The 23,369-nt window shown below is 70.7% G+C and carries 23 protein-coding genes; 10 read left to right on the top strand and 13 right to left on the bottom strand.

All coding sequences use genetic code 11. The features are described 5' to 3' along the window. The first annotated feature begins 71 nt into the window (after positions 1-71). Both NBW76_RS02600 and NBW76_RS02595 read left to right on the top strand, forming a co-directional pair. Positions 72-1,391, top strand: a complete 1,320-nt coding sequence (locus NBW76_RS02600) for an ATP-dependent 6-phosphofructokinase (protein WP_055962572.1) — start codon at positions 72-74, stop codon at positions 1,389-1,391. 84 nt (positions 1,392-1,475) lie between these two features. Next, a complete protein-coding gene (locus tag NBW76_RS02595) occupies positions 1,476-1,784 on the top strand; it encodes a hypothetical protein (RefSeq protein WP_156364900.1) in 309 nt (102 codons plus the stop codon). Positions 1,785-1,928: 144 nt separating this feature from the next. Here NBW76_RS02595 and NBW76_RS02590 read toward each other — a convergent pair whose 3' ends face one another. Then, a complete protein-coding gene (locus NBW76_RS02590; RefSeq protein WP_056556787.1) occupies positions 1,929-2,363 on the bottom strand; it encodes a GNAT family N-acetyltransferase in 435 nt (144 codons plus the stop codon). Positions 2,364-2,469: 106 nt separating this feature from the next. On the opposite strand from NBW76_RS02590, the gene NBW76_RS02585 reads away from it, so the two are divergent. Together NBW76_RS02585 and NBW76_RS02580 are read left to right on the top strand one after the other, a co-directional pair. Further along, complete coding sequence (locus tag NBW76_RS02585; RefSeq protein WP_055962563.1) at positions 2,470-3,759, top strand: bifunctional o-acetylhomoserine/o-acetylserine sulfhydrylase; 1,290 nt, start codon at positions 2,470-2,472, stop codon at positions 3,757-3,759. Then, positions 3,756-4,877 carry a homoserine O-acetyltransferase gene (locus tag NBW76_RS02580; protein ID WP_082482064.1) on the top strand — a complete coding sequence of 374 codons (1,122 nt, stop codon included), beginning with the start codon at positions 3,756-3,758 and terminating at the stop codon, positions 4,875-4,877. The genes NBW76_RS02585 and NBW76_RS02580 overlap by 4 nt, the downstream gene beginning before the upstream one ends. A gap of 1 nt (position 4,878) precedes the next feature. Here NBW76_RS02580 and NBW76_RS02575 read toward each other — a convergent pair whose 3' ends face one another. Next, positions 4,879-5,565, bottom strand: coding sequence for a TetR/AcrR family transcriptional regulator (locus tag NBW76_RS02575; protein ID WP_055962560.1), 687 nt, complete (start codon positions 5,563-5,565; stop codon positions 4,879-4,881). A gap of 129 nt (positions 5,566-5,694) precedes the next feature. Between NBW76_RS02575 and NBW76_RS02570 the strand changes: the two genes are divergently transcribed. After that, positions 5,695-6,600 carry an NAD-dependent epimerase/dehydratase family protein gene (locus NBW76_RS02570; protein ID WP_056556790.1) on the top strand — a complete coding sequence of 302 codons (906 nt, stop codon included), beginning with the start codon at positions 5,695-5,697 and terminating at the stop codon, positions 6,598-6,600. An 18-nt stretch (positions 6,601-6,618) separates the two neighbouring features. On the opposite strand, the gene NBW76_RS02565 is transcribed toward NBW76_RS02570, so the two are convergent. The 6 genes from NBW76_RS02565 to NBW76_RS02540 all read right to left on the bottom strand — a co-directional run bounded on the left by NBW76_RS02565 (position 6,619) and on the right by NBW76_RS02540 (position 11,038). After that, on the bottom strand, positions 6,619-6,819 hold the full coding sequence (locus tag NBW76_RS02565) for a hypothetical protein (RefSeq protein ID WP_055962552.1): 201 nt from the start codon (positions 6,817-6,819) through the stop codon (positions 6,619-6,621). Between the two features lie 58 nt (positions 6,820-6,877). Further along, positions 6,878-7,810 (bottom strand): SPFH domain-containing protein, encoded by a 933-nt coding sequence (locus tag NBW76_RS02560; RefSeq protein WP_082482065.1) that lies wholly within the window; start codon positions 7,808-7,810, stop codon positions 6,878-6,880. Positions 7,811-7,890: 80 nt separating this feature from the next. Next, positions 7,891-8,649, bottom strand: coding sequence for an SDR family oxidoreductase (locus tag NBW76_RS02555; protein ID WP_082482066.1), 759 nt, complete (start codon positions 8,647-8,649; stop codon positions 7,891-7,893). Between the two features lies 1 nt (position 8,650). Then, the gene (locus tag NBW76_RS02550; RefSeq protein ID WP_056556793.1) at positions 8,651-9,472 is read right to left on the bottom strand and encodes an SDR family NAD(P)-dependent oxidoreductase; all 822 of its coding nucleotides are present in this window, start codon (positions 9,470-9,472) and stop codon (positions 8,651-8,653) included. A 201-nt stretch (positions 9,473-9,673) separates the two neighbouring features. After that, complete coding sequence (locus NBW76_RS02545; RefSeq protein WP_056556797.1) at positions 9,674-10,510, bottom strand: rhomboid family intramembrane serine protease; 837 nt, start codon at positions 10,508-10,510, stop codon at positions 9,674-9,676. Positions 10,511-10,513: 3 nt separating this feature from the next. After that, positions 10,514-11,038 (bottom strand): peptidylprolyl isomerase, encoded by a 525-nt coding sequence (locus tag NBW76_RS02540; protein WP_055966091.1) that lies wholly within the window; start codon positions 11,036-11,038, stop codon positions 10,514-10,516. Between the two features lie 116 nt (positions 11,039-11,154). Between NBW76_RS02540 and NBW76_RS16855 the strand changes: the two genes are divergently transcribed. After that, the gene (locus NBW76_RS16855; protein ID WP_255353803.1) at positions 11,155-11,277 is read left to right on the top strand and encodes a hypothetical protein; all 123 of its coding nucleotides are present in this window, start codon (positions 11,155-11,157) and stop codon (positions 11,275-11,277) included. Continuing rightward, the gene (locus tag NBW76_RS02535; RefSeq protein WP_056556800.1) at positions 11,274-12,071 is read left to right on the top strand and encodes an enoyl-CoA hydratase/isomerase family protein; all 798 of its coding nucleotides are present in this window, start codon (positions 11,274-11,276) and stop codon (positions 12,069-12,071) included. The genes NBW76_RS16855 and NBW76_RS02535 overlap by 4 nt, the downstream gene beginning before the upstream one ends. Positions 12,072-12,080: 9 nt before the next feature. Here NBW76_RS02535 and NBW76_RS02530 read toward each other — a convergent pair whose 3' ends face one another. From NBW76_RS02530 to NBW76_RS02510, 5 genes are all read right to left on the bottom strand, one after another. Beyond that, the gene (locus NBW76_RS02530; RefSeq protein WP_056556803.1) at positions 12,081-12,416 is read right to left on the bottom strand and encodes a DUF3817 domain-containing protein; all 336 of its coding nucleotides are present in this window, start codon (positions 12,414-12,416) and stop codon (positions 12,081-12,083) included. After that, a complete protein-coding gene (locus tag NBW76_RS02525) occupies positions 12,413-13,237 on the bottom strand; it encodes an SURF1 family protein (protein ID WP_056556806.1) in 825 nt (274 codons plus the stop codon). Before NBW76_RS02525 ends, NBW76_RS02530 begins: the two co-directional genes overlap by 4 nt. A gap of 2 nt (positions 13,238-13,239) precedes the next feature. Further along, the gene (gene glyA, locus NBW76_RS02520; protein WP_055962529.1) at positions 13,240-14,514 is read right to left on the bottom strand and encodes a serine hydroxymethyltransferase; all 1,275 of its coding nucleotides are present in this window, start codon (positions 14,512-14,514) and stop codon (positions 13,240-13,242) included. A gap of 773 nt (positions 14,515-15,287) precedes the next feature. Continuing rightward, positions 15,288-15,935, bottom strand: a complete 648-nt coding sequence (locus NBW76_RS02515; protein WP_056556809.1) for a response regulator transcription factor — start codon at positions 15,933-15,935, stop codon at positions 15,288-15,290. Between the two features lie 25 nt (positions 15,936-15,960). After that, positions 15,961-17,583 carry a GAF domain-containing protein gene (locus NBW76_RS02510; protein ID WP_056556812.1) on the bottom strand — a complete coding sequence of 541 codons (1,623 nt, stop codon included), beginning with the start codon at positions 17,581-17,583 and terminating at the stop codon, positions 15,961-15,963. A gap of 253 nt (positions 17,584-17,836) precedes the next feature. On the opposite strand from NBW76_RS02510, the gene NBW76_RS02505 reads away from it, so the two are divergent. The 3 genes from NBW76_RS02505 (at position 17,837) to NBW76_RS16925 (ending at position 23,343) form a co-directional block, all read left to right on the top strand. Further along, positions 17,837-19,420 carry an ABC transporter substrate-binding protein gene (locus NBW76_RS02505; protein WP_056556815.1) on the top strand — a complete coding sequence of 528 codons (1,584 nt, stop codon included), beginning with the start codon at positions 17,837-17,839 and terminating at the stop codon, positions 19,418-19,420. Between the two features lie 141 nt (positions 19,421-19,561). Further along, positions 19,562-20,659 carry an ABC transporter permease gene (locus NBW76_RS02500; RefSeq protein ID WP_082482068.1) on the top strand — a complete coding sequence of 366 codons (1,098 nt, stop codon included), beginning with the start codon at positions 19,562-19,564 and terminating at the stop codon, positions 20,657-20,659. Continuing rightward, on the top strand, positions 20,659-23,343 hold the full coding sequence (locus NBW76_RS16925; RefSeq protein ID WP_082482069.1) for a dipeptide ABC transporter ATP-binding protein: 2,685 nt from the start codon (positions 20,659-20,661) through the stop codon (positions 23,341-23,343). The genes NBW76_RS02500 and NBW76_RS16925 overlap by 1 nt, the downstream gene beginning before the upstream one ends. The last annotated feature ends 26 nt before the right edge of the window (positions 23,344-23,369 follow it).

Here is a 23,369-nt window from a genome sequence, read left to right as displayed (position 1 = left end):
CAGGACGATCGGCCCGTCCTCGCGGGGCCGCCGTGGCGAACCCGAGGGTTCCCTCACCCTAGGATGGAGCCATGGTGACCCTCGCCGAGCTGCAGGTCCGAACCCTCGGCCCGACCACCGTCCCGTCCCCGCTCGCCCAGTACGTGGGCGGGCGCGCGACCAACGAGTACTACGTGGGCGAGGACGACCGGATCCTCTTCGACGACACCATCTCGTTGATCCAGCAACGCGGCCTCCCGCTCGAGGAGCTGCCCTCCTTCGAGACCGGCGGCCCCCGGGACAAGCTCTTCTTCGACCCCGCCACCGTGCGGGTCGGCATCGTCACCTGCGGTGGCCTGTGCCCAGGGCTCAACGACGTGATCCGGGCCCTCGTCATGGAGCTGCACGAGCACTACGGCGTCAACGACGTGATCGGCTTCCGCAACGGCTACGCCGGCCTCGTGCCCGAGAACCTGCTCGAGCCGGTGCAGCTCACCCCCGGGTTCGTCGCCAACATCCACGAGCGTGGTGGCACGGTGCTCGGCTCGTCGCGCGGTGCACAGGACGTGAAGACCGTCGTCGACACGCTCCAGCTGCGCGACATCGACATCCTGTTCGTCATCGGGGGCGACGGCTCGATGCGCGGCGCCCACCGCATCGCCGAGGAGGCCCTCGCGCGCGGCGCGCAGATCGCAGTCGTCGGGGTCCCCAAGACGATCGACAACGACATCCCGCACATCGGCCAGAGCTTCGGCTTCCAGACCGCCTACTCGCGGGCCGCGCAGTCGATCAAGGCCGCCAAGATCGAGGCCGAGGCCTCGCTCAACGGCGTCGGCCTGGTGAAGGTGATGGGTCGCCACGCCGGCTTCATCGCGTGCTACTCGGCGCTCGCCGGCCACGACGCCGACTTCGTCCTCATCCCCGAGGTGCCGTTCGAGCTCGAGGGTGAGAACGGGCTGCTCGAGCACGTGCGACGCAAGGTGCAGGCCCAGGGGCACGCCGTGCTGGTGGTGGCCGAGGGTGCCGGCCAGGAGCACCTGCCCAGCCACGACGAGACCGACGCGTCGGGCAACGCCCGCCTGGCCGACATCGGTCGTCTGCTGCGCGAGCGGATCACCGACGACTTCTCCTCGCGGGGCGCCGAGGTGCTGTTCCGCTACTTCGACCCCGGCTACTTCATCCGCTCGGTCCCGGCCGAGCCGGCCGACTCCGTGTACTGCTCGCGCCTGGCGCAGACCGCCGTGCACGCGGCGATGGCCGGTCGCACCGACATGGTCGTCGGGCGACGTCGGCACCGGTTCGTGCACGTGCCCATCCCCTACGTGACGCACCGCCCCCACCACGTCTCGCCCGACGGCGACCTGTGGCTGAGCGTGCTCGAGTCCACCGCCCAGCCCTTCGACATGCGCTGACTGCTCATCGCCCGCAGCGCCCGAGTCACCTACCGTTGACCAACGTCAGGTAACACGCGTGAGGCGAGACATGGGGGCATTGCCATGAAGAAGCGATGGTTGACAGCGTTTGCGGTGAGCGTGCTGAGCCTTCCCGCACTGGGTTCGTTCAGCGGTCCGGCGTCAGCGGCCGCGTGGCCCGCGGGCTGCAAGGTCACGCTCACACCCAGTGGCACATCCACGACGGTCCAGGGCGTCTGCCCGTCCAACAGGCACAAGACACTCGCGGTGTGCCGGACCAACACGGGAGTCATCGCCTACAAGGAGTCCAGGATCGCCGGGGTGGGCCAGACCTCGCTCACGGGCTGCTTCGGGAACGACCGCCTCTTGAAGGCTGACATCAAGGTCTACTGACGTCGGGCGCCCGGGGTGGGCCGGTCCAGAAGCTTCCGCCCGAGGTCCTCGAGGCCACGGCGCTGGGCTCGGGGCGCGACGTCGTGCTGGCTGCGCTCGTGCAGCGCTGGGGTCGCGGCGAGGTCCCTCCTCGGACGACGGTGCCTAGCCTCGTGCGTACCCGACCTCGACGGGGAACGGCTCGAACTCGCAGGGCTGCGAGCGGCCGTCGGGGCGCCAGCCGTGCCGCTCGTAGAAGCGGCGGGCTCGGGTGTTGGCCTCCAGGACCCAGAGCCGGTCCACCGACGTCGGCACCGACGCGAGCACCTCGGTGGCCAGGCCGGTGCCGCGGTGGCGGGCCACGACGCCGATGTGGCGCAGCGTGGTCGCGTCGTGCGCCAGGTAGCCCACCGCCACCTGGTCGACCACCACGAGCCATGCGCGCACGGCAGGGTCGGCGAGCACCTCGACCCAGCGGTCGCGCACTTCGGTCCACGGGTACGGGCCGTCGAACACGTGGGCCAGGGCGTCGGTGTTCGCCGCCTGCTCGACCGAGGCCAACAGACCCTCGTCGCCGGGGACGGCGCGGCGCAGCTCCATGCTGCGATCGTCGCATGGTCCGGATGGTGAGACCTCTTCTCATCCCTTGGAGTACCTGTCACCGTGGAGGTCCATCGACACCCCGCGCCCCACCTCAGGAGATCCCATGAGCGATCAGTGGTCGTTCGAGACCAAGCAGATCCACGCAGGCCAGACGCCCGACCCCACCACCGGTGCGCGGGCCCTGCCGATCTACCAGACGACGTCGTACCAGTTCCGTGACACCCAGCACGCTGCCGACCTTTTCGCGCTGGCCGAGCCGGGCAACATCTACACGCGAATCATGAACCCCACCCAGGGCGTCGTCGAGGAGCGTCTCGCGGCCCTGGAGGGCGGCGTCGGCGCCCTGCTGTTCGCCTCGGGCCAGGCCGCCACCACCGGCGCCCTCACCAACGTGGCCGAGGCCGGTGACCACATCGTGGCCTCCGCCAGCCTCTACGGCGGAACCGACTCGCTTCTGCGCCACACCTTCCCGAAGCTCGGCATCCAGGTGACCTTCGTCGAGGACAACAACGACCCCGCCGCGTGGCGGGCCGCCGCGCAGGAGAACACCAAGGCGTTCTTCGGCGAGACCATCGGCAACCCGAAGGGCGACATCCTCGACCTCGAGGCGATCAGCGCGGTCGCCAAGGAGGTCGGCGTCCCGTTCATCGTCGACAACACCGTGGCCACGCCGTTCCTGCTCAACCCGCTGAAGCACGGCGTCGACACGGTCGTGCACTCGGCCACCAAGTACATCGGCGGCCACGGCACCACGATCGCCGGCGTCGTCATCGACGGCGGCACGTTCGACTACGCCGCCCACGGCGACAAGTTCCCCGGCTTCACGACCGCCGATCCCAGCTACCACGGGCTCGTGTTCGCCGAGGCCCTCGGGCCGGCGGCCTACATCGCCAAGCTGCGCGTGCAGTACCTGCGCAACGTCGGCCCTGCCCTCTCGCCGTTCAACGCCTTCCTCATCGCCCAGGGCCTCGAGACCCTGAGCCTGCGGATGGAGCGCCACATCGAGAACACCCGCAAGGTCGCCGAGTGGCTGACCGCCCGCGAGGACGTCTCGAAGGTCACCTGGGCCTCGCTCGACGGCAACCCCTACAAGGAGCTGGCCGACAAGTACACGCCCCGCGGCTCCGGCGCGGTGCTGACGTTCGAGCTGCCGGGCGGCGTGGACGCCGGGCGCCGGTTCATCGACTCGCTCGAGCTGTTCAGCCACGTGGCGAACATCGGCGACGTCCGCTCGCTCGCCATCCACCCGGCCAGCACCACGCACTCGCAGGGCACCCCGGAGGAGCACGCGGCCACCGGCGTCACCCCGGGCCTGGTGCGTCTGGCCGTCGGCATCGAGGGGATCGACGACATCCTCGCCGACCTCGAGGCGGGACTGCGCGCGGCCAAGTGACCTCACCTCACCTGACCGACCAGGATCTCCCTTCCGTCACCGGCGCGTGGCGTGAGGGAGATCCTGTCGGTTCCCGACAGTTCGCCGACGTCGGCGACCTGACGCTCGAGTCGGGCGCCGTGCTGCCCGACGTGCGGCTCGCCTACGAGTCGTGGGGCACGTTCACGGGCGACAACGCCGTGCTGGTGCTGCACGCCCTGACCGGCGACAGCCACGTGGTCGGCCCGGTCGGGAACGGGCACGCGAGCCCGGGCTGGTGGGACACGCTCGTGGGCCCTGGCCGCCCGATCGACACCGACCGCTACTACGTGGTGGCCGCGAACATCCTGGGCGGTTGCCAAGGGTCGACCGGCCCGTCCTCGACGTCGCCCGCCGACGGCGAGCCGTGGGGCGGGAGCTTCCCCGACCTCGCCGTCCGCGACCAGGTCGCGGCCGAGGTCGCGTTCGCCGACCGACTCGGGATCGACCGCTGGTACGCGGTCATCGGCGGCTCCGCCGGGGGCATGCGAGCCCTGGAGTGGGCCGTCACGCACCCGGACCGCGTGGAGCGGCTGTTCCTGCTGGCCACGTCGGCGCAGGCGTCGGCGGAGCAGATCGCCCTGTCGTCGACGCAGCAGGCAGCCATCACCGCCGACGCGCACTTCCACGACGGCGACTACTACGGCGCTCCCCTGGGTCCGACCGCCGGCCTCGACGTGGCCCGCCGCATCGCTCACGTCGCCTACCGCAGCGAGACCGAGCTGCAGCAGCGGTTCGGACGGACGATCCAGGACGACGGCCGGTTCGCCGTCGCGTCGTACCTGGAGCACCACGGCGTCAAGCTCGTCCGTCGCTTCGACGCCAACTCCTACCTGGTGCTCACCCGCGCGATGGACAGCCACGACGTCGGCCGTGACCGTGGCGGGGTGGCTGCCGCCCTGGCGCGCATCACCGCCCGCACGGTGGTGGCCGGCATCGACACCGACCGGCTGTACCCGATCCACCAGCAGCAGGAGCTGGCCGACCTGATCCCCGGTGCCGACGGACTCGACGTCGTCACGTCGCTGCACGGACACGACGGCTTCCTGGTGGAGTTCGACCAGGTCGGCGCCCTCGCCGCAGCCCTGCTCGTCGACTGAGCTAGAGGCCGACGGTCTCGGCGAGCGCCGCCACGTGGACGTCGAGGAAGGCGGCGGTGTCGGTGAGGGTGTCGGGGCCGTACTGGCCGAAGACGTCGAACGCCACGGCTCCGACGACGGCTGACCACAGCCCCATCCCCCGCGCCAGGTTGGTCGCGGGCAGCGTCAGCCCGTACTCGGCCCTGATCGACTCCAGGTCGGTGCGGACCGATCGCGGCAACGGTCCCGGAACCTCACGAAGTCGTCCGGCGAGGTGCGCCCGCTCGAGGACGCCCGCCAGGGCGACCACGACGCGGGTGCCCGGCTCGTTCGTCACGGTCGCCGGGGCTGCGTAGCCGGGGACCGGCGTGCCGTAGAGCAGCGCGAAACGGGAGGGCTCACGCCGACCCCAGGTGCGCATGGCCTGGGCCGCCGCCTGCAGCTGACCGGTCCCGGTGCGGCGCGCGGCCGCGGAGACCGCGTCCTCCACCTCGGACCCGAGCTCGTCGTAGGCGTCGACGATGAGCAGCGTGAGCAGCGCGTCGCGGTCCTTCACGTAGCGGTAGACCGCCGACGACACCATGCCGAGCTCGCGGGCAACGGCCCGCAGCGAGAGCTCGGCCGGGGTGACGTGCGCGAGCTGCTCGCGGCCGATCCGGACGATGTCGCGCAGGGTCTGCTCGCGGGCGAGCTCGCGGGGAGTGGGCACCCACTCACCCTAGGGCGTCAGCAGCGCTATGTCGACAACGCGAGCAGTGCTCTTGACATCCCGGCGCGCGAGGCGCACTCTGAACACAACAGAGAGCACTGCTCTCGTTTCGGACAACCAGGAGACATCATGCGCACCCTCGTCATCGGAGCCGGCCAGGTCGGCCCCCACGTCGCTCTTCAGCTCGCCCGTCGCGGCGAGTCCGTCCGTGTCGGCACCCGTTCCGGCTCCGGCCCCGAGCACCCGCTCGTCGAGCGCGTCCGGCTCGACGCCACCGATCCCGCGGACCTCGACCGCGCGTTCGCCGACGTCGACGTCGTGCACCTGTGCCTGCACGCCTCGGCCTACCGGCCCGACGTGTGGGAGCGCGAGCTGTACCCCCTGGAGGCCGGGGTCCTCGCGGCAGCGGCGCGGCACGACGTGCACGTCGTCTATCCGGAGAGCGTGTACGCCTTCAACACGTCGGCCGTCCTCGGCGACGATCCCCGCGTCGCTCCCCGATCCTCGATGGGACGCATCCGTGCCGAGCTGCTCGCGCGTCGAGCAGCGTCCTCGGCGCGGACCACGAGCGTGGTGGCGTCGGACTTCTACGGTCCGGGGGCGTCCATGGCGCACGGCGGCGACCGCGTGAGGAGGCCGGCGGCGGAAGGACGCACGGTCCGCCCGCTCGGTCGGGTCGACCTCCCCCACGCGTGGACCTACCTGCCCGACCTGGCGTCGGCGATGATCGCCGCCGCCGAGCTGCCGGCCACGCCCGACCGGGTCGTCCTCGCCCCCGTCGTCCACGCCACCCAGCGCGAGCTGGCCACGGCGTACGCCGTGGCGGCCGGGCACACGTCGGCCCGCGTGCGTCCTGTACCCGCCTGGGTGCTGAGGTCGCTCGCCCCGGTCAGCGCGGACATGCGGGCCATGGCCGCGATGTCCTACCTCTTCACCGAGCCGCTGCTCGTCGACGAGCAGGCGAGCGTCGAGCGGCTCGGCATCGCCGCGACTCCCCTCGAGGCCGCCGTGGGCGCGTCCGTCGCTGTGCCGTGACCCCGTGTCGGAAGGACGTCAGTCGTCCTTCGGCGGACGGCCGGGACGGCGCGGGGCCGCGGCACCCTTCGGCATCCGCCCGGCGTCCTTCAGCGCCCCGCGCAGCAGGTACTCGATCTGCGCATTCGTGCTCCGCAGGTCGTCCGACGCCCAGCGGGCGAGGGCGTCGTGGACCTGCGGGTCCAGCCGCAGCAGCAGCTTCTTGCGCTCGGTGCTCATCGGGACGGGTTCACGGTGTCGGGCTCACAGGGTCGCGGACATGGTCGAGGTCACCCTCTCAGGAGTACAACGAACCGGTGTTGACCACGGGCTGGGCGTCGCGGTCGCCGCACAGCACGACGAGCAGGTTGCTCACCATGGCGGCCTTGCGCTCCTCGTCGAGCTGCACGAAGTCCTTGGACTCGAGCCGCTCCAGCGCGGACTCGACCATGCCCACGGCACCCTCGACGATCTCCTGGCGCGCGGCCACGATGGCGCCGGCCTGCTGACGACGCAGCATCGCCTGGGCGATCTCGGGGGCGTAGGACAGACGGTTGATCCGTGATTCCACGATCCGGACGCCGGCGGACCGGACCCGCTCGTCGACCTCCTCGGACAGCCGGCCGGTGATCTCGTCGGCGTTCTCGCGCAGCGAGAGCCTGCCGGCGGCGTCGTAGGGGTAGCTGCCGGCGATGTGGCGCACGGCCGCCTCGGTCTGGATGGCCACGAACTCCACGAAGTCGTCGACCTCGAAGCTGGCGCGCGCGGTGTCCTCGACCCGCCACACGACGATCGCCGAGATCTCGATCGGGTTGCCGTCGGCGTCGTTCACCTTGGCCGTGCCGGTCTCGTGGTTGCGGATGCGGGTGGAGATCTTCGTGCGGCCGGTCAGCGGGTTCACCCAGCGCAGACCCTCCGTGCGGACGGTGCCGGTGTAGGAGCCGCCGAGGATCTGCAGCACGCGCGCCTCGTTGGGCGCCACGAGCGTGAGCCCGCAGGACGCCGCGAACGCGACGAGGGCGAGCAGCACGCCGACGACGATCAGGGGGATCGACTCCTGGACCGCAGCGAGCACCACCAGGCCGACGCCGACGAGGAACCCGACGATCGACGCGATGGCGATCGTGGCTCCTCCGGTGCTCCAGGCCTCGCGCTCGGCGATGGTCGGCTTCTCGTCGGCCAGCGGCGTCTCGACGGCCGAGGCGGGCTCGGGGACGACGGGTGCGCTCATGATGCTCTCCTCCCAGCTCCCCGGGTCGTCCGGAGTGCTATGAAAGTGATATCACATTAACGGTCATGGCCCCAACCCCGTCAGACGAGCTTGCGCACGATCCCGCGCGGGGCGTGCTTCATGACCTGGCCGACCGCCGCCCAGGGCCAGCCCGGCGTGGCCGCGGTGTCGACCTCCTTCTGGATGGCCTTGACCATCGAGCGCACGCCCGTCTCGGTGTCGACCATGAGCTTCTGCTCCTGCTCGACCTGCTCGTTCATCTCCGAGGCGATGTAGCCGGGGAACAGCGTGGTCACGGCGATGTCGACACCCTTGCGCCCGACGAGGTCCATGCGGATCCCCTCGGCCAGGTGGGCGATGCCGGCCTTCGTGGCGGCGTAGGAGGTCATCGACGACGGCATGCCGCGCATGGCCGACATCGACGAGATGACCACCAGGTGGCCGGCCTTGCGCTCGTAGAAGTGCTCCATCGCGGCCTCGCACTGGGCCATCGCGGCGATGAAGTTCGTCTCGGCGGTCTCCTTGTTGGCCGCGAACATCCCGGTGCCGATGCGTCCGCCCTTGCCGAGGCCGGCGTTGACGATCACGCGGTCGAGCCCGCCCAGGTCGCCGATGGCGGACTTGAAGACGGCGAAGACCTGGTCGTGGTCGTTCACGTCGAGCGCGTGCACGACCACCCGCACCTCCGGGTGCGCCGCAGTGATCTCGGCGGCGAGGGCCTCGAGGCGGTCCACGCGCCGCGCGGTCAGGGCGAGGTGGTGGCCCTGGGCGGCGAGCTGGCGGGCCATCTCGGCGCCGAGGCCCGAGCTGGCCCCGGTGATGAGGACGTTGGTGCGCACGTCAGTCCTTCCGGGCCATGCGGGTGGCCGCCTTGGCCATCTCGCGGTAGTACAGCGGACGCAGGAAGCGCTTCGCGGTGTAGGCGATCCTGCCCTCCCGGTCGGTCAGCACGATGTGGCGACCCTTCTCCACGTCGGCGAGGACGACCGTGGCGATGTCGGCCGCGGTGCGCTTCGATCCGTCGATCAGCTTGGCCGCAGAGGCCTGCGCCGACTCGTCCTTGCCGCGCATGGAGGCGGTCAGGTTGGTCTTGAAGAAGGTCGGGCAGACGACGCTCACGGCGATCCCGTACGGCTTGAGCTCGTGGAACAGCGTCTCGCTGAGGGCCACGACCCCCGCCTTGACGGCGTTGTACTCGCTCATGCGCGGCGGGTGGATCAGTCCGGCGGCCGAGGCGGTGTTGACGATGGCCGCGGTGCCACCCTGCTGCTTGAAGACCGGCACGAAGGTGCGGCAGCCCCGCACGACGCCGAGCAGGTTGATGTCGACGATCCACTGCCACTGGTCCATCTCGGACAGCTCGATGCGGCCACCTGCCGCGACGCCGGCGTTGTTGAACAGCACGTCGAGGCCGTCCCAGGTCTCGACGACGTGGTCGCGGACCGTCTGCCAGTCGACGTCGGAGGTGACGTCGAGCCGCCGGTACTCCACCGTGCCGGGTCCGGCCTCGGCGATGGACTGCACGGGAGCTGGGACGTCGTCGTGCACGTCGGTCGCGAGCACCCGGCAGCCACGTTCGGCCAGCTGGGTCACGAGGGCGAGGCCGAGACCGGAGGCGGCACCGGTGACGAGCACACGAGTGCCCGGAGCGAAGATCGTCATGGTCAGATACTAACGGTATCCGAAATCGTGGGACAGGCCGTGCCCCTCGACGACGTCGGGAGCGGACCGGGCCTGCCCCTCGACAGGCTCGGGGAGCGAACCGGCTTCGTGCACAGGTGTGGACGGCCCTGTGCACGAATGACACCGGTGTTGTTCACAGCTGTGGGCAAACCTGGGGAGAACTACACGGGTGTGATTCGACTACCCGGTGAGCGCTGCGGAGCGGACGACCACGCCCACCACGACCGCGATCCACAGCCCGGAGAAGGCGAGCACCTGCACGAGGGTGCGGCGCTCGCGCGGGGCGTACGCGAAGACGAGACCGAGCAGGCAGCCCGCCACGAGACCACCGAGGTGGCCCTGCCAGCTGATGTTGCCGGTGAAGCTGATCGCCCCGTTGATCGCCAGCAGCACGAGCAGGCCGCGCACGTCCTGACGGGCCTTGAGCAGCAGCACCAGGGCCATGCCGAAGAGGCCGAAGACCGCTCCCGAGGCGCCGGCGGTGCCGCCGAGCGGGTTCGACAGCCACATGACGAACACGCCCGAGACGACCGCCGTCGTCACGTACGCGGCGATGAACCGCACTGTGCCGAGGGCGCGCTCCACGAACGGCCCGAACAGGTACAGCGCGTACATGTTGAAGGCGATGTGCAGCACCGACAGGTGCAGGAACGCCGAGGTCAGGAGCCGCCAGTACTGCCCCTCGGCCACGCCGAACGGCCACATGGTGCCCTGCTGGTACAGCTCGCTGCGCAGGTCACCGGTGGCCATCTGCAGCACGTACAGGGTGACGTTGACGACGATGAGCGTCATCGACACGATGCCCTCGCGCGTCTGCACCGCGCCGCCGGCGACCGTGCGCGGAGCGCGGACGGCCTTGGCGCCCTTGTTCACGCACTCCGGGCACTGGAAGCCGACCGACGCGTCGCGCATGTCGTCGGGGCAGATCGGCCGCTCGCACCGCTGGCACGAGATGTACGCCTCGCGGTCAGGATGCCGGTAGCACCGCTGCGCGCCGTCGGCGCGCGGTTCGTCCACGGGTCAGCCGCGGTCGATCGTGACCTTCTCGATGACCACGGGGTCGACCGGACGGTCGAAGCCGTCGGTCGGCACGGCCACGATGGCGTCGATGACCTTCTGGCTCGCCTCGCCGTCGACCTCGCCGAAGATCGTGTGCTTGCGGTTGAGCCAGTCGGTGGGCACCACGGTGATGAAGAACTGCGAGCCGTTGGTGCCGGGCCCGGCGTTGGCCATGGCGAGCAGGTACGGCTTGTCGAAGCGCAGGTCGGGGTGGAACTCGTCCTCGAACGTGTAGCCGGGACCGCCGGTGCCGGTGCCGAGCGGGTCGCCGCCCTGGATCATGAAGTTGCTGATGATCCGGTGGAAGGTGAGTCCGTCGAAGAACGGGCGGGTGGCGACCTGGCCGGTGGCCGGGTCGAGCCACTCCTTGGTGCCCTCGGCCAGACCGACGAAGTTCTCCACCGTCTTGGGGGCGTGGTCGGGGAACAGACGGATGACCACGTCGCCGTGGTTGGTCTTGAAGGTGGCGCTCAGGGGGGAAGACACGTCGTTCCTCTTCTGGTCGTGCGGGGCGGGACCCTTCCATCCTTCCACGCGGCCTCAAGAGAGGCGCGGCGACGCTCCGCACCGCATGCCGTCGGTACGCCCGCTACGGTGAGCCCATGCGAGAGCACCCCCTGCGCCTGGTCCTGGCCCTGCTCGCCCTGGCGGCGGGCGTCGTGGTCGCCCGCAACCTGACGGCCGACCGGGGTGGGGTCTACGACCCGGCCGGCGACGCCCGATGAGCGCCGCCGCGGGCTCCGACCTGCGGGTCGCGGTGACCCGGGTCGACGGGATAGCCGTCCTGACCTTCAGCGCGCCGCCGGTCAACCTGTACTCCCTGGAGCTGCACGACGCGTTCGACGTGGCGCTCGACGAGGTCGAGGCGGACCCGCCGCGCGCGCTGCTGGTGCGCGCCGAGGGCAAGCTCGTCTCCGGCGGCGTCGACGTGGCCCAGTTCCACGCCCGCACCTCGCAGGCCGACACCAAGGCGCTCTACGACCGGATGCTCGAGCTGCCCGAGCGGATCGCCGCCCTCGACGTGCCCACCTTCTTCGCGGCGCACGCCCTCACCCTCACGTGGGCCCTCGAGGTGGCGCTGGCCTGCGACATCGTCCTCGCGAGCGAGAAGGCGAAGTTCGGGCTCGTCGAGCGCGTGATCGGCCTGACCCCCACGATGGGCGGCACGCAGCGCCTGGCCCAGCGGGCCGGCGTGGCCCGGGCGAAGGAGGTCGTCTTCACGGGCGAGCTCTTCGACGCCGCCACCTTCGAGCGCTGGAACGTGGTCAACCGGGTGCTGCCCGTCGAGGGCTTCGACGACGCGGTCCTCGACGTCGTGCGGCAGGTGGCCGTCGGCCCCACGCGGGCCTTCGGCGCCGCCAAGCGGATCCTGCGGGTGCACGAGTCGTCGGGCGTGCCCGGTGCCGTCGCGGCCACCACGCGCATCGCGTCGGAGCTGTTCGAGACCGAGGACCTGCAGCACGGGATGGCCTCGTTCCTGGAGAACGGGCCCGGCAAGGCGACCTTCTCCGGTCGCTGAGCCGTCGCGTCAGGCGGCGCCGGGGGCGTCGGCCTCCGCGCGCAGCACCCGCGTGGTGCGACGCTCGGCCCAGAAGCTCACGAAGGGCACCGTGGCCAGGAGCATCGTCGTGACGGTGAACACCGGCTTCCAGCGGTGACGGCTCGACAGCAGGGCGATGAGCACGAGAAGCACCATGAAGAGGAACCCGTGGACCTGGTCGATGACCAGGAAGACGTCCTGGTTGCGGCGCCACCACGAGCCGGGCTCGGTGAGGATCTTGCCGAAGAATCCGGCGAACACGACGAGCAGGTTCACGCCCACGACCCAGGCGAGGATGCGGTAGGCGACAGCGATGCGACTCACGGGGCCAGGTTATCGGCGGGCTGGTCGTCGGGTCGGTCGGCGGGTCGCTCCGGTGGTGCGGCGCCGTGGCGGGCGCGTGCCTCGTCGACCTGGTCGCGACACATCCGCCACCACATGACCACGGCGAACAGGCCGAACACCCACCACTGGAGGGCGTAGGCGAGGTTCTTCAGGCCCACCGTCCAGGAGACGTCGGGGTCGGGCGGTTCCACGGGGGTCCAACCCTGCGCCAGCGCACCGTCGGGCGCGGGCGTGTCCAGGAGCCCGTAGCCGGACCAGAGCCGGTAGGGCAGCTCGTTCAGCAACGAGGGCGTGGTGATCGCCGTCGTCGTGCGTTCGCGACCGAGGGGCGACCCGCCGCCCTGGCTGGGCTGCAGCACCACCGACAGCTGCTGGCGACCCTCGGGGACCGCCGGGATGGCGGCGTCCCGCTCGGCCGACGGATCGGCGCGTCCGCGCACCACCAGGAGCGCGCCGTCGGAGCCGTCGACGACGAAGGGGGCGACGAGCCACACGTCGCCTCGCGTCATCTCGCCCCGCACCCAGAACTGCTCGTCCACCGGCCCGAACCGTCCTTCGACGGTCACGCGCCGGTCCTGCAGGTTGGTCCGGAACGGCTGGCCCAGCCCCCATACGTCGACGATGGGAGCCGGCGCCGCAGCGGCGGACTCGCGCGCCGCCTCACCCTGGCGCGACTCGTACGCGCCGAGCTGCCAGAACCCGCCCGCCACGCACGCCGCCAGCGCCACCAGCGCGAACAGGTGCAACGGCGTGAGCCGCAGCCACAGCCGCGCGGTGGACGGCCTGGCCGCGGACGTCACGATCAGGAGGTGAAGGGCGTGAGGTGCGGGTAGAGCGGGAACCGCTCCGCAAGCGTCGTGACCCGCTTGCGCAGACCCTCGACGTCGATGTCGCCCGGCTTGAGCGCCTCGGCGATGACGTCGGCGACCTCACGGAACTCCTCGGCACCGAACCCGCGGGTGGCGAGTGCGGGCGTGCCGATGCGCAGTCCCGACGTGATCATCGGCGGCCGCGGGTCGTTCGGGACCGCATTGCGGTTGACCGTGATACCGACCTCGTGGAGCCGGTCCTCGGCCTGCTGGCCGTCGAGCTCGCTGTCGCGCAGGTCCACCAGCACGAGGTGGACGTCGGTGCCGCCGGACAGCACCTGCACGCCGGCCTCACGGGCGTCGTCGGCGAGCAGCCGCTCGGCCAGGATCTGTGCGCCCTCGATGGTGCGCTGCTGGCGATCCTTGAAGTCGGGCTCGAGCGCCATCTTGAAGGCGACGGCCTTGGCGGCGATGACGTGCTCGAGCGGGCCGCCCTGCTGGCCGGGGAACACCGCGGACTGGAGCTTCTTGACCAGCTCGGGGTCGTTGGACAGGATCACGCCGCCGCGGGGACCACCGAGCGTCTTGTGCGTGGTGCTCGAGACGACGTGCGCGTGCGGCAGCGGCGACGGGTGCAGGCCGGCCGCGACCAGGCCCGCGAAGTGCGCCATGTCGACCCACAGGTAGGCACCCACCTCGTCGGCGATCTCGCGGAACGCGGCGAAGTCGAGCTGACGGGGGTAGGCCGACCAGCCGGCGATGATGACCTTGGGCGAGTGCTCGCGGGCGAGGCTGCGGACCTCGTCCATGTCGACCAGACCGGCGTCGTCGACGTGGTACGGGACGACCTCGTACAGCCGGCCGGAGAAGTTGATCTTCATGCCGTGCGTCAGGTGGCCGCCGTTGGCGAGGTCCAGACCCATGATCGTGTCGCCCGCGCGGGCGATCGCGTGCAGCACGGCGGCATTGGCGCTGGCGCCCGAGTGCGGCTGGACGTTCGCGTAGTCCGCGTCGAACAGCTGCTTCAGCCGGTCGATCGCGATCTGCTCGACCTCGTCGACGACCTCGCAGCCGCCGTAGTACCGCTTGCCCGGGTAGCCCTCGGCGTACTTGTTGGTGAGCACGCTGCCCTGCGCCTGCAGGGCGGCGACGGGGGCGAAGTTCTCCGAGGCGATCATCTCGAGCGTCGTCTGCTGGCGCTCCAGCTCGGCGTCGAGGAGACGCGCGACGTCGGGGTCGAACGCGGCGAGCGACTGGTTCAGGTCCATGCCCCCAGGGTAGTGGGCGTCCTCGAAGGGCGGGGGAGTCCGGGTGTGACGTGGGCGGGGGGTGGGTGGCGTGCGTTCGTCATGTCCTGCGACTGCGCTGGCTCGACTGGGTCTCGTCCTGCGGCTGCGCTGCCGCGGCTCCGCGTCGACCTGCGCTCCGAAAGGGCCTCGACCGGCGGTGGGGTGCGTGCTCGGCCTGGGTTCTCGGGGCGCGGGGACGTCAATGATGCTTTCGGGGCGTGCTCACCGTCTCGTTGCCTCGTCGTGCGTCGGTTGAGGCAGTGGGAGGTAGGTGGCGCGCGTTATTCGCCGGGCGAAGGTAGGTGGCGCGCGGATACAGACCTCCATACCGCGGGCCACCTGCCTTTGACGCTCCGATTCCGCGGGCCACCTACCTCTGACGCTCCGATTCCGCGCGCTACCTACCTCTCACCCGTCTTGGGCAGTGGGAGGTAGGTGACGCACCGCATCCGAGTCGTTTGGGGTGCGTCACCTACCTCTGACGGCCCGGTTCGGTGCGTCACCTACCTCTGACGACCTGGTTCGGTGCGAGACCTACCTCCGACGGCCCAGGACCAGCCCGCGGCACCGGAGCTCGGCCGAGAGGGAGCCCATCCGCCGGTCGAGGCCCCTTTCGGAGACCGAGCCGAGACCCGGCCGGAGCAGCGCAGCAGCGAGCCGAAGCCCCGCCAGGAGACGCGGCCGCAGGACGAGACCCAGCCAGCGACCGCAGCCGCAGGCCAGGAGGAAGCCCAGCCGGCCGAAGGGAGGGGTCAGTCCCCGGAGAGGCGGTGCTTCTCGGCGAGCACCGCGGCCTGGGTGCGGCGCTGCAGGCCCAGCTTGGAGAGCAGCTGGGAGACGTAGTTCTTGACCGTCTTCTCGGCGAGGTACATCTCGGTGGCGATCTGGCGGTTGGTCATGCCCTGGCCGATGAGGCTGAGGATACGGCGCTCCTGTGCCGTCAGCTCGGCGAGCGGGTCCTTCGGCGCGGGCGCGTTGCGGATCCGGTCGAGGACCTGGGCGGTGACCGCGGGGTCGAGCAGCGACTGGCCGTCGGCCACCCGGCGGACGGCGTCGACGAGGTCGTTGCCGCGGATCTGCTTGAGCGCGTAGCCGGCGGCGCCGGCCATGATGGCGGAGAACAGCGCCTCGTCGTCGTCGAACGACGTCAGGATGATGACGTTGACCTCCGGGTGCGCGGCCCGGACGTCGCGGCACACCTCGATGCCCGACCCGTCGGGAAGGCGCGCGTCGAGCACCGCCACGTCGGGCAGCAGCGTCGGGATGAGCTCGAGCGCCTCGCCGACGGTGCCGGCCTCGCCGACGACCGACAGGCCGTCCTGCGCCTCCAGGAGGTCGCGGATGCCGCGTCGGACGATCTCGTGGTCGTCGAGCAGGAAGATCCGTACGGACTCGCTCATGTGGGGGTTCCTTCGTTGGCGGGGATCACGGCATCGACTTCGGGACGCTCCAGCGGACCTGGAGGCCGCCGTGCGACGGCTCCAGGAACTCGCAGCTGCCGCCCAGGTTCTGGGCGCGGTGCCTCATGTTGCGCAGTCCGTTGCCGAACGGCTGGTCGGGATCGAGCCCGAGTCCATCATCGGTCACGGTGAGCACGATGTCGTCGGTGACGTCGAGCTCGATGGCGACCTCACCGGCGTGGGAGTGCCGCACGACGTTCGACAGGATCTCCTTGAGCACGGCCGCCAGCTGCTCGGCCGCCATGTCGGGCACCACGCTCTCGACCGGTCCGATGGTCTCCACCGTCGGGCGGTAGCCGAGCATCCGCTCGGCCTCGCCGACGATGGCGTCGATCTCGAGCCGCAGGTTGGCCGGCACCGTGGGAGAGCTGAGGTCGAAGATCGTGCGACGGATCTCCTTGATGGTCTGGTCGAGCCCGTCGACGGCGTCGGACAGTCGAGCCCCGACCGCCGGCGGGACCGAGGCCGAGGCGCTGTCGAGCGAGAGGCCGATGGCGAACAGGCGCTGGATCACCAGGTCGTGCAGGTCGCGGCCGATGCGGTCGCGGTCCTCGAAGATCGCCAGCTTGGCCTGGGTCTCGCGGGCCCGCACCACCTGCATGACCAGGGCCGCCTGCTGGGTGAAGCCGTTCGGCAGCTCGGGGTCGAGGGCCCACGTGGACGACATCTGCTCGGAGAACCACCCGATGACGAGGACCGCCGTGCCCTCCTCGAAGTGCAACGGGTGCGCCTGCACCGTCTGCAGCCCCGGGAGCGCGGCCAGCGTGTCGTCGTCGATGCGCTCGTCGTGGAGGGCGTCGGTGATGACCACCGCCTGCCCCGACCGGACGACCTCGCGCAGGAACGGGATGTCGGGACGGATTCCCACCGGGTCGGGCTCGATGCCCACCGCGGCCGTGACTACGAACGGCCCGTCGTCGTCGGGCACGACGAGGGCAGCAGCCCCGGCGCCGGCGACGTCGCGGACCCGCTCGACGATGAGCTGGCTGGCGGCCTGGCGGGAGATGGGGCGCAGCAACGCCGTGGCGACCTCGGAGGTGGCGCGCAGCCACCGACGCTGCTGCTCGCTCTGCTCGAACAGCCGGGCGTTCTCGATGACGACGCCCGCGGCCGACGCGATCGCGACCGCGACCTCCTCGTCCTCCGGCGTGAACCCGCCGTCACCCTGCTTGTCGGTGAGGTAGAGGTTGCCGAACACCTGGTCGTGGACGCGGATCGGCACGCCGAGGAACGACGTCATGTCGGGGTGGAGTCGCGGGAACCCCGCGCTCTCGGGATGGTTCTTGAGGTCGTTGACCCGCAGCGGCTCGGGCCGGTCGATCACCAGCCCGAGCAGGCCCTGGCCCTGCGGGAGGCGGCCGATCATGTCCTGGTGCTCGGCGTCGAGCCCGTGCACGGCGAACGTGCCGAGGCGGTGCGAGGAGCGACCGTCGAGCACGCCGAGGAAGCCGTAGGTTGCGCCGACGAGCTCGCTGGCAGAGTCGACGATGCGCTGGAGGACGTTGTCGAGGGAGAGGTCCTGGGACAGCGCGACGACAGCGTCGAGCAGACTGCTCTGACGCTCCGACCCCACTCCGCTCTTCTTCATCGACGACTCCCTCCCGAGGGAGGATAGTGCTGTGGCCGCTCCCACGGAGGGGGTTGAGCCGAACCTGATGGACACATGTCTGCGAGAGTCCCCAGCCGCCCGGTCATGACGCGAGGCCGCGCGCACCGACCGCGTCGTCATCGAAACGCAACCTGCGCGCCCTTCCAGCGGGCGCGAGCCACCACTAGCGTGCCGAGAAGTCCATGATCCGCGCAACCATCGCGCGTGGCACACCTGCTCAGGAAGGCAGCGCATGCACATCCATCGGGGGGCAGCGGTCCTCGCTGCGACGACACTGGCCGGGGTCACCCTGGCCGCCTGCGGCGCAGGCAACTCAGGCGACACGAAGGCCGGCATCCTCGTCGGCACCACCGACAAGGTCGTCTCGATCGACCCGGCCGGTGCCTACGACAACGGCTCGACGCAGATCCAGACCCAGGCCTACCAGTACCTGCTGAACTTCCCGGCGGGCAGCACCGAGCTCACGCCCGACGCCGCCGAGAGCTGCGACTTCGAGACGCCGACCGAGTACGTCTGCACCATGAAGGACGGACTGACGTTCGCCAACGGCAACGAGCTGACCGCCTCCGACGTGGCGTTCTCGTTCAAGCGGATCGTCGACATCAACGACCCGAACGGTCCGGCGTCGCTGCTGGGGGCCATGAAGGGCGTGGAGGCGCGCGACGACAAGACCGTCGTGTTCACCCTCGCGGCCCCCAACGACGTGACGTTCCCGCAGGTGCTCGTGACCTCGGCCGGACCGATCGTCGACGAGGAGACCTACCCCGCCGACAAGGTGCTCGACGACGACGCCGCCGTGAAGGCCCAGGGCTTCTCCGGTCCGTACACGATCGGGTCGTACACGAAGAACGAGCTCGCCGAGTTCACCAAGAACGAGAAGTACGACGGCGCCTACGGCGAGCCCGAGAACGACGCGGTCACCCTGACCTACTACTCGGACTCCAACAACCTCAAGCTCGACGTCCAGAACGGCAAGATCGACGTGGCGTGGCGCTCGCTCACCCCCACCGACATCGCCAGCCTGGAGAAGGCCGACGGCGTGGAGGTGCACCAGGGCGACGGTGGCGAGCTGCGCTACATCGTGTTCAACCTCAAGACGATGCCCGGCGACGACGACGAGCAGAAGACGGCGATCCGCCAGGCCATGGCCAGCTCGATCGACCGCGCCGAGCTGTCGGAGCAGGTCTACAAGGGCACGTTCACGCCGGCCTACTCGGCCGTCCCCGACGGTCAGCCCGGCGCCACGGAGCCGTTCAAGGAACTCTACGGCGAGAAGCCCGACGCGGCCAAGGCCAAGAAGTTCCTCGACGACGCCGGCGTGGACACGCCCGTCGACCTCAAGCTGCAGTACAACCCGGACCACTACGGCTCCAACTCCGACCAGGAGTACGCCATGGTCAAGCGGCAGCTGGAGGCCACGAAGCTCTTCACGGTGGACCTGCAGTCCACCGAGTGGAACACCTACTCCGAGGAGCGGGTGAAGGACGCCTACCCGATGTACCAGCTGGGCTGGTTCCCGGACTTCCCGGACCCGGACAACTACCTGACGCCGTTCTTCGCGCCGAACAACTTCCTGCAGTCCCACTACGAGGACGACACGACGACCAAGCTGCTCGACACCGAGCGGACCCAGGCCGACGAGGCCGAGCGTGAGAAGACGCTCGCGCAGGTCCAGGAGCGGGTCGCCCAGCAGGTGCCGATCCTGCCGCTGCTGACGGGTGCCCAGGTGGCCGTGGCCGGCGACGACGTCGAGGGCGTGGACGACACGCTCGACGCGGCGTTCAAGTTCCGGTTCTCGTCGCTCTCGAAGGGCTGACGCAGACGGAGGGGTGGGCCGGACCGTGACCTCGGTCGGGCCCACCCCCTTCCGCGTGCCCCTCCCCGGTGACACGAGCACCGTGACGCCGACCCTGTGACACCGCACGTCCCTGCACGACCCCACTCCCCGAGGAGTCCCATGTCTTCCGCCGAGGTGCTCGCCGCAGGCGAGCCGCCCGCCACCCCGTCATCGGGGCCCGCGCCCGCTCGCCGCCGGGGGCTGCCGCCCCTGGCGCGCTACCTGCTGGTGCGTCTGGCCCTCGTGGTGCCGATGATCTGGGTGCTCGTCACCCTCGTGTTCGTGCTGCTGCGGGTGATCGGCGACCCGATCACCGCAGCCCAGGGCGGACGCCTGACCCCCGACCAGATCGCCCAGCGCAAGGCCGACGCCGGCCTCGACCGACCCATGCTCGTGCAGTACTGGGAGTACGTGTCGGGTCTGGTGCGCGGCGACTTCGGCACCACGCTCACCGACAACCAGCCGATCTCGCAGATCCTCAAGGTCAACGGCGCGGCGACCCTCGAGCTCACCCTCTACGCCCTGGTGGTGGCCTTCGCGATCGGCATCCCGCTCGGCCGGCTCGCCGCCCGGTACCGCGACCGCCTGCCCGACGTGACCCTGCGGCTGTTCGCGATCGTCGCCTACGCGGCGCCGGTGTTCTTCGTCGGCCTGCTGCTCAAGCTGGCGTTCACGCCGTTCGGCTGGCCGTCGTCCGGTCGGGCCTCCACGACCACGCTGCTCACCCTGCAGGACGTGAGGCCCCGGACGAACATCCTGCTCGTCGACGCCATCTTGTGGGGTGACCCGGGCTACGTGCTCGAGGTCCTCCAGTACGCGCTGCTGCCGGCGCTGGCCCTGGGTCTGCTGACCGGAGGCGTGTTCCTGCGTCTCGTGCGCATCAACCTGCTGCAGACGCTGCGCGCCGAGTACGTGACCGCGGCCCGCGCCCGAGGGATCTCCGAGGGTCGTGTGGTGCGCAAGGTCGCGTTCCGCAACGCCCTCGTGCCCGTCGTCACCGTCATGGGCATGCAGATCGCCATGCTGCTGGCCGGCGCCGTGCTCACCGAGACCACCTTCGAGTGGAAGGGCATCGGCTACATGCTCGCCGAGTACCTGAAGGCGCGAGACTTCCTGGCCGTGCAGGGCATCGTCACGCTCATCGCGCTCGTGGTCTGCCTGGCCAGCTTCCTCATCGACGTCATCGTGGCGCTCGTCGACCCGAGGGTGCGGTTCTGATGGCGCGGGCGAGGAACCTCGTGCCCGGTGTGGTGCGGCAGAGCCACGGCCTGCAGCGCTTCATGCTGCTCCTCGGCTTCGCGATCGTGATCGCGTTCATCGTCGTCGCCGTGCTCGCGCCGTGGATCGCGCCGTACGGCTTCAACGACGACCGCGGTGCCGACGGCGTCGTGTTCGGCACGCAGCAGGCACCGTCGGCCGCGCACTGGTTCGGCACCAACGTCGGCGGCACCGACGTGTTCTCGCGCGTCGTCTACGGCACCCGCACCGCGGTCATCGTCATCGCGCTGGCCGTGGTGCTGTCGAGCCTCGTCGGCGTGCCGCTCGGTCTGGTCTCGGGCTACCTCGGTGGCTGGCTCGACCGCGTGCTCGTGCTCGTGATGGACGCGCTCTACGCCTTCCCGTCGCTGCTGCTCGCGATCGTCGTCTCGATCGTGCTGTCGGGCGGGTCGAGCGGGGCGTTCGGCGGCATCATGTCGGCCGCCATCTCGATCACCGTGATCTTCGTGCCCCAGTACTTCCGGGTGATCCGCAACGCCACGTTGTCGGTGAAGACCGAGCCGTACGTCGACGCCGCGCGCGTGGTGGGCGTGCGGACGCCGCGCATCATGTTCAAGCACGTGTTCAGCAACGTCGCGCAGAACCTGCCGATCATCGGCACCCTCAACGCCTCCGAGGCGATCCTCACCCTCGCCGGCCTGGGGTTCCTGGGCTTCGGCATCGAGCCGTCCGCTGCCGCGGAGTGGGGCTACGACCTCAACAAGGCGCTGCCCGACGCCACGAATGGCATCTGGTGGACGGGCGTGTTCCCCGGCCTGGCGATCGTGCTGGTCGTGCTGGGCGTGACGCTCGTGGGCGAGAGCCTCAACGACGTGCTCAACCCGCTGCTGCGCACGCGCGGTGGTGACGGCGGATCCGGAGCCACCGAGTCCGAGATCGAGCTGGACGAGCAGGCCTTGGCCGAGCTCGACGCCAGCGGCGGCGTCGAGGAGGTGCCCGACGACGTCCGCAGGGCAGCGGTCCTCTCGCTGGGGGACCTCACCGTCTCGTTCGCGACCGACGGTGGAGCCGTGCGTGCCGTGCGCGGCCTGTCGTTCGACGTCGCGCCGGGCGAGGTGCTGGCCGTGGTCGGCGAGTCCGGGTCGGGCAAGTCCGTCACCGCGCGTGCGGTGCTGGGACTGCTGCCGTCGACGGCGACGGTCTCGGGATCGGCGATCCTGCGGTCGGGGCAGGACCCGTCGCGTGGCGGGACGGCCCCTGTGGGCACGGAGCGGGAGCTGGTCGGGCGCAGCGCCAAGGAGCTGCGGCCCATCCGCGGTGACGAGGTGTCCATGGTGTTCCAGGAGCCGTCCACCGCCCTCGACCCCGTGCGCACCGTCGGCTGGCAGATCGTCCAGGGCATCCGCGCCCACCGCGACGTCAGCGCCAAGGCCGCCCGCGCGCGGGCCGTCGAGCTGCTCGAGATGGTGGGCCTGCCCGACCCCGAGCAGCGTGTCGACTACTACCCGCACCAGCTCTCGGGCGGGCAGAAGCAGCGCGTCGTCATCGCGATGGCCATCTCGTGCGACCCCGACGTGATCGTGGCCGACGAGCCCACGACCGCGCTCGACGTGACCGTGCAGGCGCAGATCCTCGACCTGCTGCTCAGCCTGCGCGACCGGCTGGGCACCGCGATCGTGCTCATCACCCACAACATGGGAGTCGTCGCCGACGTGGCCGACCGCGTGGTGGTCATGTACCGCGGTCGGCTGGTCGAGACCGCACCTGTCGACCGGCTGTTCGCGGCCCCGCGGCACCCCTACACCCGGGCCCTGCTCGACGCGGTGCCGCACCTCGGCCGCGAGGACGGTCCGTCGCTCGTGTCCGAGGAGGCCGACGCCGTGCTCGACGTCGACGACCTGGTCGTCGAGTTCCCCGGGCGTCTCGGGCAACCGGCGTTCACCGCGGTCGACCACGTGTCGCTGCAGGTGCGTCGGGGCGAGGTGCTCGGGCTGGTGGGCGAGTCGGGTTCCGGGAAGTCGACGATCGGACGCACCGCGGTCGGGCTGCAGCAGCCCACGAGCGGGACGATCTCGGTGTCGGGCACCACGGTGTCGGGACTGTCCGACGCGCGGCTGCGGCCCCTGCGGTCGCGCTTCGGCTTCGTGTTCCAGGACCCGGCGGCCTCGCTCAACCCCCGGATGAGCATCGGCGACTGCATCGCCGAGCCGCTGCGGGTGCAGACCGACCTGTCCTCCGCCGACGTGGATGCGAAGGTCGCGTCGCTGCTGGAGTCGGTCGAGCTGCCCGCGTCGTACGCGACGCGGTTCGGCCACGAGCTGTCCGGTGGCCAGCGCCAGCGCATCAGCCTGGCCCGCGCCATCGCGTTGGATCCCGACCTGCTGATCGCGGACGAGCCGACGTCGGCGCTGGACGTGTCGGTGCAGGCGCGGGTGCTCGAGCTGTTCGCCGAGCTGCAGCAGCGGGTGGGCTTCGCGTGCCTGTTCATCAGCCACGACCTGGCCGTGGTCGACTCCCTCGCGAACCGCGTGGCAGTGCTCCAGCACGGCCGTCTCGTCGAGGTCGGCCCGCGCGAGGACGTGCTGCGTCGTCCGCAGCAGGACTACACCCGCCGCCTCATCGCGGCCGTCCCCGTTCCAGACCCCGTCGAGCAGCGGGCCCGCCGCGCGACCCCCACCCCCTGACCGGGTGAGAGATTCCCAGGTCGACC

Origin of the sequence: Aeromicrobium sp. Leaf245, assembly GCF_942548115.1 — a bacterium.
Taxonomy (GTDB): Bacteria; Actinomycetota; Actinomycetes; order Propionibacteriales; family Nocardioidaceae; genus Aeromicrobium.
The sequence above is the reverse complement of the archived record's forward strand: the minus strand, read 5'-3'. Positions and strand labels throughout refer to the sequence as shown.